General features: G+C 72.2%; 9 protein-coding genes. 5 read left to right on the forward strand and 4 right to left on the reverse strand.

The window, feature by feature from the left end:
- Positions 1 to 13: 13 nt before the first annotated feature.
- Positions 14 to 9,346, reverse strand: a complete 9,333-nt coding sequence (locus FED44_RS14840) for a calcium-binding protein (protein ID WP_244302001.1) — start codon at positions 9,344 to 9,346, stop codon at positions 14 to 16.
- A gap of 276 nt (positions 9,347 to 9,622) precedes the next feature.
- Between FED44_RS14840 and FED44_RS35790 the strand changes: the two genes are divergently transcribed.
- The 4 genes from FED44_RS35790 (at position 9,623) to FED44_RS14855 (ending at position 12,804) form a co-directional block, all read left to right on the forward strand.
- Positions 9,623 to 9,775, forward strand: coding sequence for a hypothetical protein (locus FED44_RS35790; RefSeq protein WP_167521474.1), 153 nt, complete (start codon positions 9,623 to 9,625; stop codon positions 9,773 to 9,775).
- A 163-nt stretch (positions 9,776 to 9,938) separates the two neighbouring features.
- Positions 9,939 to 11,201 carry an MFS transporter gene (locus tag FED44_RS14845; RefSeq protein ID WP_208759004.1) on the forward strand — a complete coding sequence of 421 codons (1,263 nt, stop codon included), beginning with the start codon at positions 9,939 to 9,941 and terminating at the stop codon, positions 11,199 to 11,201.
- Positions 11,191 to 12,222, forward strand: a complete 1,032-nt coding sequence (locus FED44_RS14850) for a tetratricopeptide repeat protein (protein WP_138461042.1) — start codon at positions 11,191 to 11,193, stop codon at positions 12,220 to 12,222. The genes FED44_RS14845 and FED44_RS14850 overlap by 11 nt, the downstream gene beginning before the upstream one ends.
- Positions 12,223 to 12,402: 180 nt before the next feature.
- Positions 12,403 to 12,804: a hypothetical protein gene (locus tag FED44_RS14855; protein WP_111700989.1), complete on the forward strand. Its 402-nt coding sequence runs from the start codon at positions 12,403 to 12,405 to the stop codon at positions 12,802 to 12,804.
- Positions 12,805 to 12,849: 45 nt separating this feature from the next.
- On the opposite strand, the gene FED44_RS14860 is transcribed toward FED44_RS14855, so the two are convergent.
- Positions 12,850 to 13,893, reverse strand: coding sequence for a DUF6745 domain-containing protein (locus tag FED44_RS14860; protein WP_111700990.1), 1,044 nt, complete (start codon positions 13,891 to 13,893; stop codon positions 12,850 to 12,852).
- Positions 13,894 to 14,191: 298 nt separating this feature from the next.
- On the opposite strand from FED44_RS14860, the gene FED44_RS14865 reads away from it, so the two are divergent.
- Positions 14,192 to 14,728 (forward strand): TetR/AcrR family transcriptional regulator, encoded by a 537-nt coding sequence (locus FED44_RS14865; protein WP_244301942.1) that lies wholly within the window; start codon positions 14,192 to 14,194, stop codon positions 14,726 to 14,728.
- Between the two features lie 152 nt (positions 14,729 to 14,880).
- On the opposite strand, the gene FED44_RS14870 is transcribed toward FED44_RS14865, so the two are convergent.
- Positions 14,881 to 16,617, reverse strand: a complete 1,737-nt coding sequence (locus tag FED44_RS14870; protein ID WP_138461043.1) for a S8 family serine peptidase — start codon at positions 16,615 to 16,617, stop codon at positions 14,881 to 14,883.
- 75 nt (positions 16,618 to 16,692) lie between these two features.
- Positions 16,693 to 18,078 carry an FG-GAP-like repeat-containing protein gene (locus tag FED44_RS14875; protein ID WP_138461044.1) on the reverse strand — a complete coding sequence of 462 codons (1,386 nt, stop codon included), beginning with the start codon at positions 18,076 to 18,078 and terminating at the stop codon, positions 16,693 to 16,695.
- Between the last annotated feature and the right edge of the window lie 59 nt (positions 18,079 to 18,137).

The following is an 18,137-nucleotide window of genomic DNA, read 5'->3' on the forward strand; positions in this document are numbered from 1 at the left end:
CCAAATCTCCTGATCAGCTCGCGCAGGCGACGGGCGAGTCGAAGTGCCCCGGTGAGGTGGGATAGGGGGAGCCGTTGTCGTTGGCGGGGATCGCCAGCTCCCGCGCGCCGGACGCGTCGCCCGCGCTCCGGCCCGCGCCCGCGCCCCAGGCCACCTTGGCCAGGAAGTCGCGCATCGCGGGCGAGTGCTGGCGGACGATGTTGTGCCCGCCGTTGGCCGGTCCGCAGTGGGTGTAGAGGTTGAACGAGCCGTTCCAGTCGATCATCTTGTCGCCCGGGTTGGGCCCGTTCGCGGTGCGGTCGCCCTGCAGCACGTCCCGGTCCGCGCCGCCGTACTGCCAGTCGACGCCCTGGTGGTGCTGGTCGTCGGCCGCCGAGGCGTTGTCCTTGCCGGTCATCCGGAACCACAGGCACGGGTCGACGACGGTGGTCAGCTCGCCGTCGGGCATGCGGCCGGGGGCGCACTCGTCCGGATAGGAGCCGCGCGGGTTGTAGTCGAGCAGGTCGGCCCCCGCGCCGCCGAACACGTGGTCGACGAAGCGGTCGCCGGTGCCCCGGGCGGCCGGGTCGAAGGCGCCGCCGCTGAGGCAGTCGGCGGTCGCCGCGTCCAGGACGGGGTCGCAGCCCTTGCCGCCCCAGACGACGTCCGCACCGTCGTCGCCGAAGACCTCGTCGCCGCCGCTGTCGCCGTTGATCAGGTCGTCGCCCGCGCCGCCGTGCATGCTGTCACGGCCCGGCCCGCCGCGCATGCGATCGTCGCCGCCCTTGGCGAATCCGTCGTACGGCATGGCCGCGCTCACCCAGGCGTCGCCGTCCGCGTCGTGCAGCAGGTCGGTACGGCGGTCGTAGGAGCCGGCCGGGAAGCCGTGGTAGGTCTCCTTCGGCGGCGCGTTGAGGCTGACGGTGAAGCCGAGACGTTGCGCGTCCCCGGCGTCGATGCGCTCGTCGACCACGCCGCCGCGGTCGCCGAGCATGGCGTCCTCGCCCTCGCCACCGTCCATCTCGTCGTCGCCGAGCTCGCCGAACAGGTCGTCGTCGCCCGCGCCGCCGGACAGCCGGTCGTCGCCGTCCTGGCCCCACAGCCCGTCGTCGCCCGCGTCGCCGTACAGGTGGTCGGCGCCGTAGGAGCCTTCCGGCTCGCAGGTGGCCTGGGCCTGGGTGCAGAACCGGGTGGAGTCGCCGGGCAGCGCGGGGTCGTGGGTGCGGCTGCGGGTGGCGTCGGCGGGCGCCTGGCCGGCCGGGTAGCGCTCGGTGTAGACGCGCTCGGCGTTGCCGGTCAGCGTGCGCACGAGCGAGCCGTTGTCGCCGAGCAGGACGTCGGCGCCGCCGCCGCCCTCGATCGCGTCGCCCTTGTCGGCCGCGCCCGGCTTGGCCGAGCCGCCGATGAGGTCGTCCTGGCCGGGAGCGGCGTCGTCGCCCTCCAGTTCGGCGGTCCCGCTCGCGACCCCCTTCCAGCCGGGGTCGGCGAGTGGCTCGCCGGCTGTCCGGGTCGACTCCGCCGACAGCGGGAGATCGCCGCGGATCCGGTCGGCGCCGCCGCCGCCCTCGGCGTAGTCGCCCTGGCCGCCGCCGGAGATCTGGTCGTCGCCGTCCTGCCCCCACAGCACGTCCACGCCGGAGCCGCCGGAGACGCGGTCGTCCCCCGAGCCCTCGTCCAGGAGCTTCACCGCCCGCGGGGTCATCGGCGTACCGGCCGAGCCGAGGCGGACCGTCGCCCGTGTGGGAGTGCCCGCCAGTGTCACCACCGCGTTGTCGCCCGTGACCACGTCGTCGCCGGGGCCGCCGAACAGCGCGTCGGCGGCGTCGTCCGCCCCCGCGTGCGAGCCGCCCACGATGTCGTCGTCGCCCTGGTCGCCCTCGGCCCAGTCGACGCCGGCGCCGCCCTCCGCGTAGTCGTCGCCCTCCTGGCCGCGCAGCCGGTCGGTGCCGCCCTGGCCGAAGATCGCGTCGTTGCCCGCGCCGCCGTCGGCGACGTCCGCGCCGGAGCCGCCCGCCAGCGGCTCCACCCGGTGAGTGCGCAGCTGGCCGGGTCGTACGGCGACGGAGGTGGCCGCGCCGGACGTGCTCAGGACGGCGTTGTCACCGGCGATCACGTCCGGTCCGTCGCCGCCGAGCAGGGTGTCGCCCGCGTCGGGGTGCGGCCCGGAGCCGCCGCCGACGAGCTCGTCCTCACCGGCTTCGCCGAGGACCTGGTCGGCCCCGTTGCCGCCCTCCAGGTGGTCGTCGCCGGCGTCGCCGTGCACCTCGTCGGCCCCGATCCCGCCGAAGGCGGTGTCGGCGTCGGCGCCACCGTGGATCACGTCGGGCCCGCCGGCCTCCTCCGGTGTGCCGTCCAGGTCGGATGGGCCGCCGGCGTCGCCGTTGTCGCCGACCAGCCGGTCGGCTCCGGCGTCGCCGTAGAGCGTGTCGCCCGCGTCGGCCCGGCCGGCCGTGCGGCTGCCGCCGACGACCAGGTCGTCGCCGAGGCCGCCGAACGCGGTGTCCTCTCCGGCCTCGCCCGCGACCACGTCGTCCTGCGCTCCGCCGTACAGGGTGTCGCCGCCGGCGCCGCCGGTCACCTCGTCGGCTCCGTCGTCGCCGTAGGCGATGTCGTCGCCCGGGCCGCCGCCGACGTCGTCGTCGCCCGCTCCGCCGTACAGGGTGTCGTCGCCCTTCTCACCGCACACGCGGTCCTGGCCGCCACCGGCCTCGACCCGGTCGGCTCCCCCGCCGGCCGAGACGGTCTCCGTGCCGGCGCCGCCGAGGACGAGGTCGCGGCCGTCGCCGTCCGCCTCGGCGTCGGTGCAGGGCTCGTCACGCACCCTGTCGCCGAAGATCGTGGCGCCGCCGTCGCCGCCCACGATGTGGTCGTCGCCGTCGCCGCCGGCCAGCAGCTTGACCGAGGGCTCCACGCCCGCGGGCAGCGGCAGGTGCAGTACCTGCCGGGCGGGGCCGTACTCGTCGCGGCCCTGCGCCTCGCTCACGTCGGACGGCTCGGCGATCACCCAGTCGTCGCCGGGGCCGCCGAAGATCTCGTCCTTGCCGTGACCGCCCGCGAGGACGTCCTCGCCGCCGCCGCCCAGGATCCGTACGGTCTCGCCGGGACGGGAACGCCCGGCGACCAGGTCGACGGCCCCGCCGCCGTACACCCTGTCGGCGCCCGCGCCGGTGTCGACGTGGTTCGGCCCCGAGTCCGCGGGTCCCGGCGCGTCGGGCCCGAACTCCTCCCGCGGTCCGGTGTAGATCTCGTCGGCGGCGGAACCACCGGTGAGGGTGTCGCCGCCGGGCCCTCCGACCAGCAGGCTCGGCTGGGCGCGGAAGCGCGGCGACGGGTCGGAGGCGGCCAGCGGGCTGTCGGAGGCGACTCCGATGGTGTCGTCTCCTCCGTTGCCGAACAGCCGGTTCTCACCGAGTCCGGCGGCGATCCGGTCGTCGCCGTCGCCCGGGGCGTCGGCCGGCGCGCCGGGCGGGCCGCCGGCGTTCCAGTCGGCGACCTCCGCGTTCCCGACCTTCCGGACGGCGGGGGTCAGGCGCCCGTCACCGGCCACCCAGCCGCCCGCGCCGCCCACCGTCAGGTAGTCGTCGCCGGGACCTCCGGCGACGACGACCACCGTCTTGCCCTGCTCGTCGTACCGGTCGCCGCTGGTGATCTGGTCGTCGCCCTTGCCGCCGTCCGCCACGGTGCTGCCGGACCCGGCGAGGATCATGTCGTCGCCGTCGCCGCCGAAGGCGACGATCTTCCGGTCGAACGGGTACGGCGCGCCGGACGCGTCGGCGTACCCCTGGAAGACCAGTTTGAGGTCGCCCGTGGCGCCGCGGCCGTCGGCCAGCACCCGGTCGAGGCCCGCCGTGTGGTGCTCCTCGCGGACGCCGAGCGCGCTCACCACGAAGCCCTCGTCGCCGGGGAGCTGGCTGACGGTCCACTGCTCGGCGTCGTCGCCCGGCTTGGCGGTGCTGCCTCCCCTGGCGCCGCGCATCGGGCCGATGTGCAGCACCAGCGCTTCGCCGCTGACGGTGGCGAGCTTGGGCGGGGCCTCGTCGCATTTCGGCTTCGCCGAGAAGTCGAGCAGCGTGGCCTCGACGATCGTCCAGTCGAAGCGCTTTTTGAAGATCGAGATGCCGATCTCCACCCACGCCTTCAGGTACACCTTCAGCTTGCCGTCCATGGTGAACAGGCAGAGCGGGTTGCGCAGCAGGATCCCGGAGAACTCGTAGAACCTGAACTTGCCGTCGTTGGTCGGGTCGGCCCAGTTCATCGAGATGCCGAGGGAGATCCCTCCGCTCACTCCGGCCTTGACGAGCAGCACGTCGACCGCCGCCCCGGCCTCGAGGCGGCCGGACAAGGTGATCGCCGGCAGGGGGCGGCCCCGCTCGTCGGCGGTCCTCAGGTACAGGCTGTCGAGGACCTGGAGGTCGGCCTTGCCCTGCTCGATCGCCTTGCGGATGCCGTAGGTGTCGAAGCCCGCCCTGATCCGCGCCTCCACCCCGGCGGTGCCGGAGATGACGACCATGACGGGCGGCGGCGCGTAGACCGGGCCGAAGGACTGGCTGTAGGTGAAGCCCAGACGCAGCGGCCCGGAGTCGTACTCGACCAGTTCGACGTCCCTGCCCATGATCAGGCTGAAGATCGACCGGCCCGCGTTGTTCAGGACCGGGAAGGAGAAGCCGGCCTTCGAGGACTGCCCCATCGGCCCCTGCTCGGCGTCGGCCGTGGCCGTGGCCTTGTCACAGGTTCGTGCGCCCTGGTCGAGCGCCGCCAGGAGGTCCTGCGTCTCGGGGGTCGTGTCCCCGATCAGCGAGTCCGCCACGTCCGGCGAGTTCTGCGTGACCAGCGCCCTGTCGCCGGCCACCGTGAAACCGCCCAGGGGGATGTGCAGCTCGCCCCGGCAGTCGGGCAGGGAGGTGACCAGCTTGGTGATCTCGACCATGCGCTCGACGAACTGCGTCGAGCTGTTCCCGCCCAGGGTGTTGAACTTCTTGGCGATCGTCATCAGGTTCACGTCGCCGCCGCCCGCCGCCCGGCTCAGGTCCGACAGCACCGGGATGGGCGCGTACAGCTGGTCGATCACCGGCCTGACCGGGTCGGTGACCCGCTTCACCTGGGTCACCACCGGGCCGAGGACGCTGCGGAAGAAGTCGCCGGCCTCCAGGTTCACGTTCGTGAATGCGATGTGCAGGTCGGCCGGGTCGGGGCCGCCGGCCTTGGTGAGGTCCCAGTCGAGGGCGAAGTCGCCGAACAGCCCGGGGAGCATCGGCGAACCGGGCGTCACGGTGAAGCGCCAGTCGACGGCGGTCTTGGCCTTCAGCGAGGTCTCGACCAGGTCCCCGGCGTCGGCCAGCTGCCCGAGGCCAATCTTGCCGACCGGCTTGAGCCCGACGGTGAAGGTGCCGGCGAACAGGTCCGGAGACCGCGGCGTGCGGTTCTTCAGGGTGACGTCGAGGATGGCCAGCTTGGCGTTGATCTCCTCGGGCAGCGCGATGTTCACGCCGATGCCCGCCTGCGGCCGGTCGTCCTGGCCGGCGTCGATGTAGAAGCCGTTGGTCCGGTCCAGCCCGATCGTGGCCTTCACGTGCCAGCCGAGCCTGGCCTGCACGCCCTTGCCCGGGCCCTGGCGCAGCGCGAGACCGGGGATGCCGATGTTCAGCCGCCGTTCCAGGCTCGCGCAGCCCTCGACACAGCCCTGCTGGGGGTCCACGGTGCCCTTGCCGATGTCGACCGTGAATTCGACCCCGGTCAGCTCGGTGCCCTTCGCCGCGTCGCACGCCGTGGGCTCCGGCGGCTCCGGCGCCTGCACACAAGTGATCAGCGGCTGCGCGCCGGGACCGACCTTGGGGGCCAGCTCGGCGTTGTACCACTCACGCAGGTCCTTGCCGGTCGGCACCCGGCCGCCGTTCGGCAGCTTGGCGATCGCCGCCTTGATCTCCTCACGCTTGGCGCCGACGAAGTCCGCGCCCTGCTGCAGGTCGGCGCCGACCAGGGGCAGCCTGCCGCCGTAGGAAGCCGTGCGCATGCCGGACTCCAGCGCGGTGAGGTACCGGTCGAGGCCGTCGCCCAGGTTGGTCCAGTCCAGCTCCAGCCCGGCGGGCAGCGTGGAGAAGTCGAAGCTGGGGATCTCCAGCCGGTCGATGTCGCCAGGCAGCTTCGCGGTGAGGTCGAACATCTCGGCCAGCGGGGCGACCCTGGGAAGCCGCAGGATGAACGCGTGCCTGCCGTCCGCGGTGATCGGGCTGCCGTTGAGGTACGCGGGCAGCACCGCGCACAGCGCCAGGTCGGTCTCGTCGCGCCGGGGGTCGCGGTCGCAGGTGACCGACTCGGTCGTCTCGTTGAGCGACAGGCCGAGCCCGGCGAAGAAGTCGGCCGGCGGCACCGCCTCCTGCGGATCGCCGTCGTACCGGAGGCTCACGCCGTACGCGAGCCTGGCCTGCAGCGGGTCGTCGCCGGCCTTGCCGACGGAGACGGGCAGCGGGCCGATGTCCGCCTTGACCGTGCCGTCCAGCCGCGCGCTCGCCTCCAGGTCGAGGCCGGAGTCGGTGTCGACGAGCAGGTCCTGGGCGAGGTCGAAGTCGCGCTTGAGCGCGACACGCAGGCCCAGCCGCACCTGCCCGGTGACGGAGGCGTCGAGCGTGCCGGAACCGGAGGCCGCGACCAGGCTGCGCTCCCCGAAGGAGAAGCGCAGCGCCTCGTTCATCGCCGCCTTCTTGTCGTATGCCAGCGACAGCCGCAGCGCGCCGTCGTCGTAGGAGACGCGGACCTGGCCGCCGAGCGCCCTGTTCAGCTCGGCCACCAGCGCCTGCACGGTGTCCGGCGGGGCCGCGATCAGCCGGTCGATCGCGTCCCTGAGCGGAGACCGCAGCGCGTACGCGCTCCCCGGCGCGGGAGCGGTCTCGCCGAACTTTGCGGTGAAGGCCAGGGTGTGCTCGGCGCACACCGCCTCGACGGTCATCACGCGGGTGCCGATCACCACGCCGCGCCCGATGTGCGCCTGGGTGAACGTACGCGAGGGATCGGTCACGAAGCCGTGCTCGCCGCCGCAGGCGCCGTCGCCGTACACGACGCCGGGGCCCGAGCCCATCTCCTCGGCGGCGACCAGGTCGGAGATCGACCGGCCGAGGAGCGGCAGCCTGGTCGTCATCGCCTTGCCGACCGGGCCGCCGCCCTGGACGTGGTCGAGGTAGCCGGCCAGCGCCCCCAGCGACTTGATCAGCGTGCCGAACAGCGCCTGGGGGTTGTCGGGGTCGAAGGCGAAGCCCTTGACCTTGCCGATCTGGTCGAAGCCGCGGAAGTTCAGCGTGTCCGGCTTGCGGACGTCCGGCATCTCCACGTCGCCGGTCACCCTGCCGCCGAAGAAGTCCGCCATGCCGGGGACGCCCAGGGTCAGCCTGGCCCGGGCGGCGGCGTTCACCTGGGAGGTCAGGACCTCGCCGGGGTTGCCCGCCAGCCGCTCGAACAGCCGTGTCAGCGGCACGTCGCCGATGTCCTTGAGCGCGACCTTCACCACGTCGCCGCCGCTCGCGCCCGTCATGGTGAGGTCCCCGGTGACCTGCACGGCCAGGTAGCCGACGACGGCGTCGACGTTGACGGCGCTCCTGACCGACACCTGCGCGCCGAACAGGTCGCGGCCGGTACGCAGCATCACGCGGTCGGCGGACCGGGGAAGCTCGGTCACCACGGTGGAACTGCCGTCCGGGTTGACGTGCCGGTAGGGGCAGGCCTTCTGCTGCCCGTCCGGCCGGGAGGCGCACGCCTGACCGGTGACCGGGTCGCTCAGGTCGAGCACGACCGTGGCGGCGGCGTGGTAGCCGCGCATGACGCCGGCGACGGCGACGTCCGCGTTGGCCTGGGCGAGGCCCGCGCGGGCCTTGAAGGTGTCGCCGAAGGCGACCTGGCCGATCATGGGGTCGGCGGCGGCGATCCGGTAGGCGGTCCCGGCCGCGGGCACCCCGCCGCGCCACCCATCCCCGGCGAGGGTGACCGTGTCGGCGGTGTTGTCCGCCACCATGCCGCTCGCCGTGCCCGCGGTGACCGTACGGCCGGCGAGCTCACCGGGCGTCCACTTCTGGCCGGTGTGCTTGAGCGTCTTCGCGGTGTAGGCGACGCCGGCGCCCGAGCCGGTGGTGGCCTGTCCGGCCGGGTTGAGCGTCTCGGGGGTGGGGTTGACCGGGCGGTCGACGACGAGCGTGAATGCGATCTTCTTGCCGGCGTCGTCGTAGCCCGCGTCGGCGACCTTGATGATCGCGCCGCCGGGCAGGTTCCGCGCCCTGCCGAGCGCGGCGAACATGTCCTGGATCGAGGTGAAGGTGGGCTGGCCGGTGTTCCGGTCGACGTTGCCGGCGACGAACGCGTCGATGGCCTCGGAGACGCGCACCGCGTCGGCCAGGGAGCCGCGCATGAACGGCAGGTCCACATCGCCCTGGTCGCCCCAGCGGGCCCGCTGCACGGCGGTGATGGCGCCGGACAGGTGCGTCAGCCCGTCGAGCAGGTCCTTCGGCGTGAGTGTCTGGAAGCGGCCCAGCCGGTCCAGGTCGGGCTGGCTCACGCTCACCTGCGGCCCGCCCGTCGCGAGGTCGGGCCAGCTCACGCCGACGGTCGCGGTCGCGCCCTCGACCTGGGCGCCGGCGAACGGCTTCGCGGTGACGTGCAGCGCGGCGGTCGCCGAGCCCTTCCTGGTGAAGGCGAAAAGCCCGGACGCCGCTCCGTCCGCTCCCAGCTCGTCCTGGCTCAGCCTGCCGTCGCCGTCGGGGTCCGCGACGGAGGAGGCGAACGCCGAGGTGAAGGAGAGCGAGGAGGCGGTGGACAGGTCGACTCCGAGGATTCCGAAGGCGGCCGAGGGCGTGGCCCCGGCCGTGAGCCGCCCGTCGGCCTGCACCGTCACCGCGACGTCCCTGCCGAGCCAGGCGGCCTTGGTGGCGGGATCGTAGGCGAAGGGCAGCTTCGCCACCAGCTTCAGGGTGACGTCCACTCCCCCGGATGTCGCCAGCGAGACCCGGGGCTGCGCGCTGCTGACCGAGACCGGCCGGTCGGCGACCGTCCTGGCCACCTCCAGGGTCAGGTCGAGGCGCCTGACCCCGCCCTGGGTGCTCGCCTTCGCCAGCAGCCGCCCGGCGCGCGGGCCGGAGAGCGGGTACTCGTCCTCCAGATCCTCCAGGCTCGTGAGCCCCCTGAGCTGGTCGTACACCGCCACGTCGAACAGGTCGCCCAGGCCGAGGCCGTCCTCCGCGCCGGGGACGAGCCCGACGAGGGGCAACTGCTCGTTCATCGGGCCTGCCGCGCCCAAGCCCCTGCCGAGGGCGGCGAAGCGCTCCACGACCGACAGCAGGGCCGAGGTCTCCGCGTCCGGCTGCGCGGCCGCGGTGGCGGCCTGCGGCACTGTGACCAAGCCCGCCAGCATTCCCAGCGCACACAGGATGCCGACCAATCGCCGCCGTACCACGGGGACCCCCAGGACTTACAGATGATGTTCCGGGGCTCTGTCTAGCGATGAGGTCTAAAGAACCGGTTGTGGACTCTTGCGGGGTCCACCGGGCCGGGCGCCGTGGCTTCGCCGCGCCTTAAGGAAGCCACAAGACAGTCTTGTCATCGTCAAGATTGATCGCCCCGAGCGACCCCCGGCGGGGCGGGCCCTCCGACCCCACAAGGAGTCACGATGTCTCTCCACCACGACGAGACCGTCCTCGAACCCGGCCTTTCCACCAACCACAACGAGACCGTCCTCGAACCCGGCCTTTCCACCAACCACAACGAGACCGTCCTCGAACCCGGCCTTTCCACCAACCACAACGAGACCGTCCTGGCCTGACAACGCCTGCCGGCTCCGGCGAGTAGCGGAAGAGGGAGCGCCCGTCGAGCGCCCGTCAGGGCACTCGTGACAGCGGAAGGACGAAGAGATGGAGCGGACGCCGTCGCAGGGATTGCTTCCACGTCTGCCCGGTCACGCATGGCTCATCCTCTGCGGCGACGCCGTGTCCGCGGTCGGAGCCGGCCTCACTCTCCCCTTCCTCCTCGTCTACCTGCATGACGTGCGGGGCGTCGAGCTCGGCCCGGCCGGGCTCGTCCTCTCGGCGATCGCGATCGCCGGACTGGCCGGAGCCCCCGTCGGCGGGCTGCTCGCGGATCTTCTCGGTCCGCGGCGGCCCGCCGCGGCGGGCCTCGTCCTCGCCGCGGCCGGAACCGCCGGGATGATCGGCGTACGGAGCGCGTGGGAGGGCGCCCTGTGGGCCGCGCTCTACGGGTTCGGTGTCGCGCTCGCCGAGCCGTGTTTCCAGTCGCTGCTGAGCACCTCGGTTCGCCCGGCCCGCCGCTCGCAGGTGTTCGCGGTGCGGCATGCCCTGCTGAACGTCGGGCTCAGCGCGGGCAGCCTGCTCGCCGCCTTCTTGGTGGACCTCTCCTCGGCGCGGACCTTCGTCACGATATACGTGGTCGACGCGGGCACCTTCCTCACGTTCGCCGTGCTGATCGCCGGAACACCGGGCCGTGGTCGCGCCGCCCCCGGACCCGGCGCTCGCCAGGACCGGGGCGCCCGCGCGCGCGATTCCCCGACGGGCGGCGCCGGCGGCGGATACCGGGCGATACTCGCCGACCGGCTGCTGCTGCGGATCTGCGTGTCGGTCGCCGTGGTCTTCGTCTGCGGCTACGGCCAGTACTACAGCGCCTATCCGGTCTTCGCGATCCGAAGCGGCGGCCTCGACGCCGCCGCGCTGCAGCTCACCTTCCTGGCCAACACCTGCACGGTCGTTCTCACCCAGCTGTTCGTCCTCCGTCTCGTGACCGGCCGTCGCCGTACCCGCGCGTTCGCCCTGTCGGCCGCGCTCATGGCCCTCGCCTGGCTCACCGTGGTGGGCGCCGCGCATCTCGGCGGCGGCCCGGCCGCCGTCGCCATGTTCATGACCGCGATGGTCCTGTTCGCCGCCGGTGAGACGCTCATGGCACCGAGCGTCCCGGCGATCGTGAACGACCTGGCGTCCGACGACAACCGTGGCAGGTACAACGGGGCCTACAGCTTCGCGCAGACGCTGGGCTACATCGTCGGGCCGGCGGTGGCCGGCGCGATGGTCGGTTCCGGGCGCGGAGCCCTGCTCTTCCTGGTCCTGGCCCTGGCGCTCGGCCTCGTGGCCCTGCAGGCGACCAGGCTCGACCGCCTCCTCGCCCCCGCGGCGAACGTCATCGGCGCCGGCCAGGCCGACGCCGCCGACACCGACGCCGAACACGCAGGCCATGGCGCCTGACCCCCGGGGACACAGTGCCATCCCGGGCGCCACGACGGGCACCGCCCCGGGCACCGCCCCGGACGCCACGCCGTACGACACCGGCGGCGGCACCGCGCCGGAGGCCCTGCTGTCGACGGCCGGGCGGTACCGCCGGCTGGGACGGCTGGACGAAGCCGAACGCACCCTGGAACGGGCCGTCCAGATCACCCGAGACAGCGAACCGTCCCAGGACGCCCATCTGCGCGCACTCGACGCCCTCGCCGAGCTGCTCCGCTTGCGGGGAAGGTACCGGCGATCGGACGAGATCCTGCGGAGCGCGCTCAGCCTCGCCGAGGAGACGCCCGGAGTGGGCTCCCTCGCGGTCGCGCGGATCTGCAACAGCCTGGGCGTGCTCCACAAGTACACGGGACGGTTCGAGGAGTCCGAGTCCTTCTATTCACGGGCTCTCGCGATACTCGAAGCAGACCTTGGCGATGAGCACCCGTTCACGGCCACCCTCTACCACAATCTCGGCGGGCTGAACCATGCCCGCGGGACCCACGCTCAGGGGGAGCCGTTCGCCCGCCGCTCCGTGGAGATCCGGCGGCGCACTCACGGTCCCGCGGACCCGGAACTGGCCGCCGACAAGGCCGCGCTGGCGGCGATCGTCCACGCGCTCGGCGACCTCGACGAGGCCGAGCGCCTGCTGGTGGAGGCACTCGCCGTGTTCGAGACGCGGCTGGGCCAGGACGACTACGAAGTGGCCTCCTGCCTGAACAACCTCGCCTCGATCCACTATTCGCGAGGCGGGTTCGAGGCGGCCGAGGCGGGCTTTCGCAAGGTCCTCGCGATCAAGGAAGGGTGCCTGGGCCCGGCCCATCCGGAGCTCGCGGTCGCGCTCAACAATCTCGCGATGACCCTCTGGAAACGCGGTCGGCCAGAGGCCGCCGTACCGGTGCTCGAGCGTGCGATCGTCTTGCTGAACACCGAGGTCGACCGGGACCAGCCGGTCAGGCTGGCCTGCCTCCGCAATCTCCAGACGTGCCGGAGCTCCATGTGAGAGCCGCGTCGATGACGTCCGCCGTCACGTCCCCTTGGGCCGTTCCCGCCGTCAGCGGAGCCTACGCGGTCGTGCCGGCGTGGCGCGGACGCCGCGCTCACGTGCGGAAGGGGCATCGGTGAGCTCCGCCTGAGGCCGTCCGAAAAGCCTTCCCACAGATTCGGCCCTTAAGGAGTTCTTGTGATCGATCCGCGGTTCCCCCTCGCCAGCTGGTTCCTGATCGTCTCCGGAACCGGCTTTCTCGCCGTCTACGCTCTTCCGCTCCTGCTGGTCCCGCTGCGCTGGGCGCGCTGGTTCCGATGGGAGTCCGCCTCGACCCCCACGGACCTCACCGTGTACTTCGGGCGCTGTCTGGGAGCCGTCGCGGTGGCCGTCACGTGGGTCGCGCTCGCCGCGGCGCCCGACCCCGAGCACCACCTGATCGTGTTCGACCTCATCACGGTCGCCTGCGCTCTCCAGACGCTCATCCACGTGGACGGTGCGGTGCGCGGGATCCAACCGTGGACCGAGACTCTCGAGATCGGCCTGTACGCCCTCCTCTGCGGTGCCGCCGTGGCGATTCGCGTCCTGCTGCCGACCTGAGCCGGGGGGGGACCGACCACCCGACGAGCCGGTGGCGGTCGCCGTTCACAGCACCAGATACACCCTCCGCGCTTGCGCATCGGTGGTCACCAGGACCCGGAGCGGCTCGTCGAAGATGTCTTCCGGAAGGTCGTACAGGGCCAGTTTCGAGCCGGGGTCGCGCGGGTCCTCGATCTCGGCGACGAGGGGCATCCCCACCTCCGCGATGTAGCGCTCCCAGCCGAAGGACTCGATCGCGCATCGGCGTGTCTCCGGGTCGTCCTCCGCCCTGATCGCCTCCGGCGTCGGATTCGTGATGACCCACTCGGGCACCGGGGTGCCGTGCCACGCGTGGAGCGCGTACCCGTCCGGCCAGGACAGGGCGGGACCGGTCGCGGAGTGAAGCCGCTCCAGCTCGTCCCTGAGGAGGACCCCGGGCCGGTCGGACAGGATGACGCCGTCCCTCGACGGGATCCACCAGCCGACGCGGCGGGTGACGTCGGAGAGCGCCTCGAGGCCTTCGTCCGGTCGCCCCTGCGCGATCCGGAAGGCACAGGTGTAGAGCGCTATCCGGTACGCGTCCCGCCAGACGTCCTGCACCCCGCCCAGATGACCGCCCAGCAGAAACGGAAGCTGATCACTGAGCCGGCTCAGGACATGACCGCGCAGCCGCACCCCGAACCGGTTCCACAGGCGTTCCCTGATCCGGGAGCCGATCTGCGACCTGAGCTCGTCCCACAGCTCGGGTCCGAGCGCGTCGTGAAGCCGGCTCACCAGCCGGTCCTCCAGTTCTCTCCACGGGTTGCTCTCGTACCGGCGCCGCAGTTCACGGCGGAGTCTGAGCGCGAGCTCGGGCGAGAACGCGTCCGTCGGCCCCGGCCGGTCGGGACCGTCCCCGACGCAGGCGCGCAGGCATCCGGCCGGAGAGTCGGCCCAGACGACGCTGCGCGGCGGCTCCAGCCGCATGGCGGTGTACGCCTCCCGCACGGCCCGCTCCGCCGCGCTCCGGTCGGCCGGTCGCGTGGAAAGGGCGCTTTCCGCCCACTCGTCGCGGACCTCGGCGACAAGGGCCTCGTGTTCCACGGTGAAGACGCCTGTGAACGGTGACACCTGAGCATCCATCCGATCTCCAATGTGGGCGGGATCCAGCGCTCCACGTCCGTGCCGCGCAGCTGCGGAAACCCCGCCAACCCTCGGACCCGAAGTCGCCGGGACCCTGATGAGACGCTCGGCCGCCCCTGCCCCGGCCCTTGAGGAAACCGAATCCGGGCACGGGCGTGCGGCACCGGCTCCGCCCGTCCGGGGCCTCGTCCGGAACTCTCCCGCGTACGCCGGGACCAGCCGCCTGTCGCTCACGCGGGCCGGGGAGACGACATCGGGTGGCGGCGATATCCGTAGCATGTGGGGGGTGAGTGCCCCGGCCGGCAAGCAGCCATACCATCACGGCGACCTGCGTCGTGTGCTGATGGACGTCACCCTCGAGGCGATCGCCGAGGACGGGCTGGGCGAGCTCAGTCTCCGCGAGCTGGCTCGGCGGGCGAACGTCTCCCACGCCGCTCCCGCCCACCACTTCCGGAGCCGGGCCGGGCTGCTGACCGCGATCGCCGCCGAGGGCTACAACCTGCTGGCCGACCAGCTTGAGCGTGTGCGAGGCGACGACCTGACCGAGCGGGCCGTCGCCTACCTGAGGTTCGCGACCAAGCACCCCGCCCACTTCGCGGTCATGCGGGCGCCCGAGCTGTGCATCGATCGGGATCCCGAGCTCCTCGTGGCCCGGGAACGGGCCGGGGAGCAACTGCTCCGGCCGGCCGACCGCACGGCCGCGCTCGCCGCCTGGGCGCTGGCCCACGGTCTCGCCAACCTCCTGCTGGAGGGAAACGTGCACCCGGACCCGGGGGGCGACGTCGAGTCCCTCGCCCGCACCCTGCTCCACCATCTCACCTGACGCCGGCCTCGCGGGCGACGCCTCAGGACGGCCGCGGACCCTCGCGATCTCCACGACGCGGCGAGCGGGGACGGCCCGGGCACCGCCGTGCTGCGCCGTGGTCAGCGGTGATACCCGGCTCCCGCACGGTGAACGGCAGGCGCCCGGCCGGGTCAGCGGACGGCCCGCAGGGCGTTCACGATGCCGTAGCCGTAGAAGCCGTTGCGGAATCGGTTCCCCTCACAGAGGTGTGTGTCGGTCACGGTGGTGCCGTTGGGCAGGTGCCGCGTGTAGGTGTAGGCGGCGGGGGTGGGGCAGTCCTTCCTGGTGGCGGTCGTCTTCAGCATCGCCTCCACGACGTCGGGGTTGAGCGTCTTGCCGCCGTGCTCCCGGTCCTGGTGACCGTGCTCGCTGACGATCAGCGCCGCCACGCCGGCGGCGCGCGGCGACGCCATCGAGGTGCCCTGGTCGTACTGGTAGTAGGCACAGACGGCGTCGTCGCAGTCACGGACGACGCGGGCGACGTTGGGCGTGCCGTCCGGGTTCAGCTCGCCGCGTGCCACCGCGAGCGCCTTCGGGTAGGCCGCCAGCGTCGCCCGGGTCGTGTCACGCGTGTTGTCCGGCGTGTCGTAGGTGTCCCCGCCGGGGGCGGCCAGGTCGGTGGAGCCGTCGCCGTAGTTGGAGCCGAACGACTTGCGCTCGCTGACGCCGGTCGCGGACACCCTGATCACGTGGTTGCCCTCGACCGGCATGATGTCGCAGTCCGGCGTGATCGTACGTGAGTGCGGCTTCTCGCCCGGCACTCTGACGAAGTTGGGGCTCGAACTGTCGACGTAGTCCTTGGTGAGGTCGACGGCCTGGTTGCCGATGGCCGTGATCAGAGTCACGCCCCTGGCGTGGGCGTAGTCGAGCGCCCGCTGCATGGCACTGCGGATCGTGGTCTGCTCCAGACGCTCCTCCGGAGAGTCGGACGGGTTGCCGGTGCAGTTGGACAGCCAGGGGTCGGTGTAGAAGCTCATGTTGGCGACATCGACCCCGATGTCAGCCGCATAGGTCAGTGCGTCGACGCTCGGCTGGAGGAAGAAGTAGCCGGCGTCCGAGCCGACCCTCAGGTTCACGATCGAGACCTTGGGCGCCACGCCCGCGATGCCGAGCCCGTTGATCGGTGCGGCCAGCGCGGACGCCACGTGCGTCCCGTGGCCGTCCTCGTCCACGTCCGCCGGGTCCTCGCACGAACGGTCCGGCTCCTCCTCACAGGGGCCGTCGACCTCCTCGCCGTCGGCGTCGACCGGGATGTCCACGGTGAAATTGCGGCTCAGCTCCCGGTTGAAGTTCGGCGCGATGTCGGGATGGGAGCCGTCCACGCCGGTGTCGAGGATGGCGACCAGCACCTCGGGGTCTCCCTGCCCGTACTTGTACGAGCCGTCGACGGTGGCACCGATCTGCTTCATGTCCCACTGCAGTTCCGACAGCGGCTCGGCTTGAGGAGCCGGCTTGCGCCGCTTGGCGGCGGAGGGCGTGCCGCGCTCCCCCGTCCCCGGCTCCTCGAACGCCTCGGCCCGGAGGACCTTGCGCACCGCCCCATCGCTCATGGGCGCGTTTTCGGGTACGCCGCCGACGGACCGGTTGCGGGCGACGCCCTCGATCAGGGCACTGCCCCGCAACAGGCTCGTGAAGCCGGGGTCGGTCGTGCTGACGGTGGCCAGCCCGACGGTGCCGTTCTCCTTCAGGATCCTGCCACCAGCGGCCTGGATGGCACCCCTGGCATCGGCGGCGTTCACGCCCTCCTTGTAGAGGACCACGTATTCGGTTTCCCGGCCGGCTTCCGCGACCGGCTGCCCGGCCTTCGCGGCGGCCGCCGACGTCGCCGTTACCAGGAAGGTGAACGCGATGACGACAGCGCGCTTCACATATACCTCCGTTCAAGGAGGAACCGGCCGACCTCGGCCGGCACCTCCAGGTAGAAATCCCGCTTCGGCCGATCGTCAGTGCAGGAGGAGGGCGCCGAAGTAGGAGGGATTGCCGACGCCGACCGTGCCTGGGTGGACGACCTGGGCGTTGGTGGCGGAGATGCCGGTGGGCGAGCCGCGCAGGACGGCCAGCATGCCGGTGTTGGTGTTCTTGCCGGGAGCGCCGACGACGACCTCACCCATGCCGTCGCCGGTGACGTCCGTGATCGAGACGGCGTCGCCGAAGTTGTCCTTGGGCTGAGACCGCTCACTGATCGGATCGGCGACCGGGGAGGCCGGATTCGGGACGGAGCCGAGGCTGTCCTGGGTGACGAACTGCGCGCGGGCCGGTACGGGGCCGCCGGTGGAACCGGGTATCACCACCACCATGCCGGCACCCGCCTTGCCGGAGACGGTGGTGTTCGCGGCACCGACGGCGATCTCCGCGGAGCCGTCGCCGTTGACGTCGCCGACGGCCAGGCTGGTGCTCGCCGCCTGGTTCGCCAGCCAGGTCAGCTGGTCGGTGGAGAAGCCCGGGGTGGCGGACAGGCCCGAGGACGAGCCGTACCAGACCTGCAGTGAGTTGCGGCTGGCGGTGACCATGACCAGGTCGTCGTGGCCGTCACCGTTGACGTCGCCCATGTGGACCAAGGAGTCGTACTTGGGGCAGACGACTCCGCACGTCGCCGACGATCCCAGGAGGACGCGTTGCGGCGGAGAGGTGTGCGGGGGGTACATGATGCTCAGTTCGACCACGTTTTCGCTGCTGACGTATGCCAGTTCCGTCTTCCCGTCGCCGTTGACGTCGCCGGAGGCGGTTGAGGTGACAGCCGTGGCGGTCCCGTCCTGGGCGCGAGGAAGATACTGGTAGGCGCCCTGCTCGGCCCCGTTGTACCACCCGGCCAGCACGTCGCTGGAGAAGTAGTACGTGCGCATCGGCTTGACGATGTCGGCTCCGGGCCGGTCGTCGAACTCCCCGGCCCGCATCACCTGGACCGCGTCCCAGCCGTTGTACGGCGTGTAACCGAGATAGTGCTTGCTTTGGGCGATCCCCGTGGACGTCCACGAACTGACGATCGTGTAGAACCGGCCGCCGGCGATGAGGTCGGTCCTGCCGTCGTTGTCGACGTCGGCGGCCGACAGCTGGGCACCGAACGAGTTGCAGGAGTAGGCCGAGGTCGAGCAGTCCCCAGGGGGACGGAGGAGCACCTGCCCCTTCAGCCCGCCGGGCCCGCCGTACAGGACGGGCACCGCCCCGGTGCCGCCGTTGGCCGGTTGGGCGACGACGACGTCGCCGTAGCCGTCACCGTTGAAGTCGAACTTGTTCATGACCGGCGCGGCCGCCTGGGCGGAGGCGGGTGTGGCGGCCAGGCCCGCTGCGAGAGCGAGCGAGACCGCCGTACACATGATCTTTTGTTTCACCTCTGTCCTTTCCTTAAGGTGATGCCCGTGACGGCCGCCGCAACCCTTGCCCGGGACTC

The sequence above is a fragment of the Microbispora triticiradicis genome, assembly GCF_005864065.1.
Lineage (GTDB): Bacteria > Actinomycetota > Actinomycetes > Streptosporangiales > Streptosporangiaceae > Microbispora > Microbispora triticiradicis.

Excerpts from the sequence above, each read along its gene's own strand:
- FED44_RS14850 (WP_138461042.1), top strand. The coding sequence starts at position 11,191 with ATGGCGCCTGACCCCCGGGGACACAGTGCCATCCCGGGCGCCACGACG.
- FED44_RS35790 (WP_167521474.1), top strand. The coding sequence starts at position 9,623 with ATGTCTCTCCACCACGACGAGACCGTCCTCGAACCCGGCCTTTCCACC.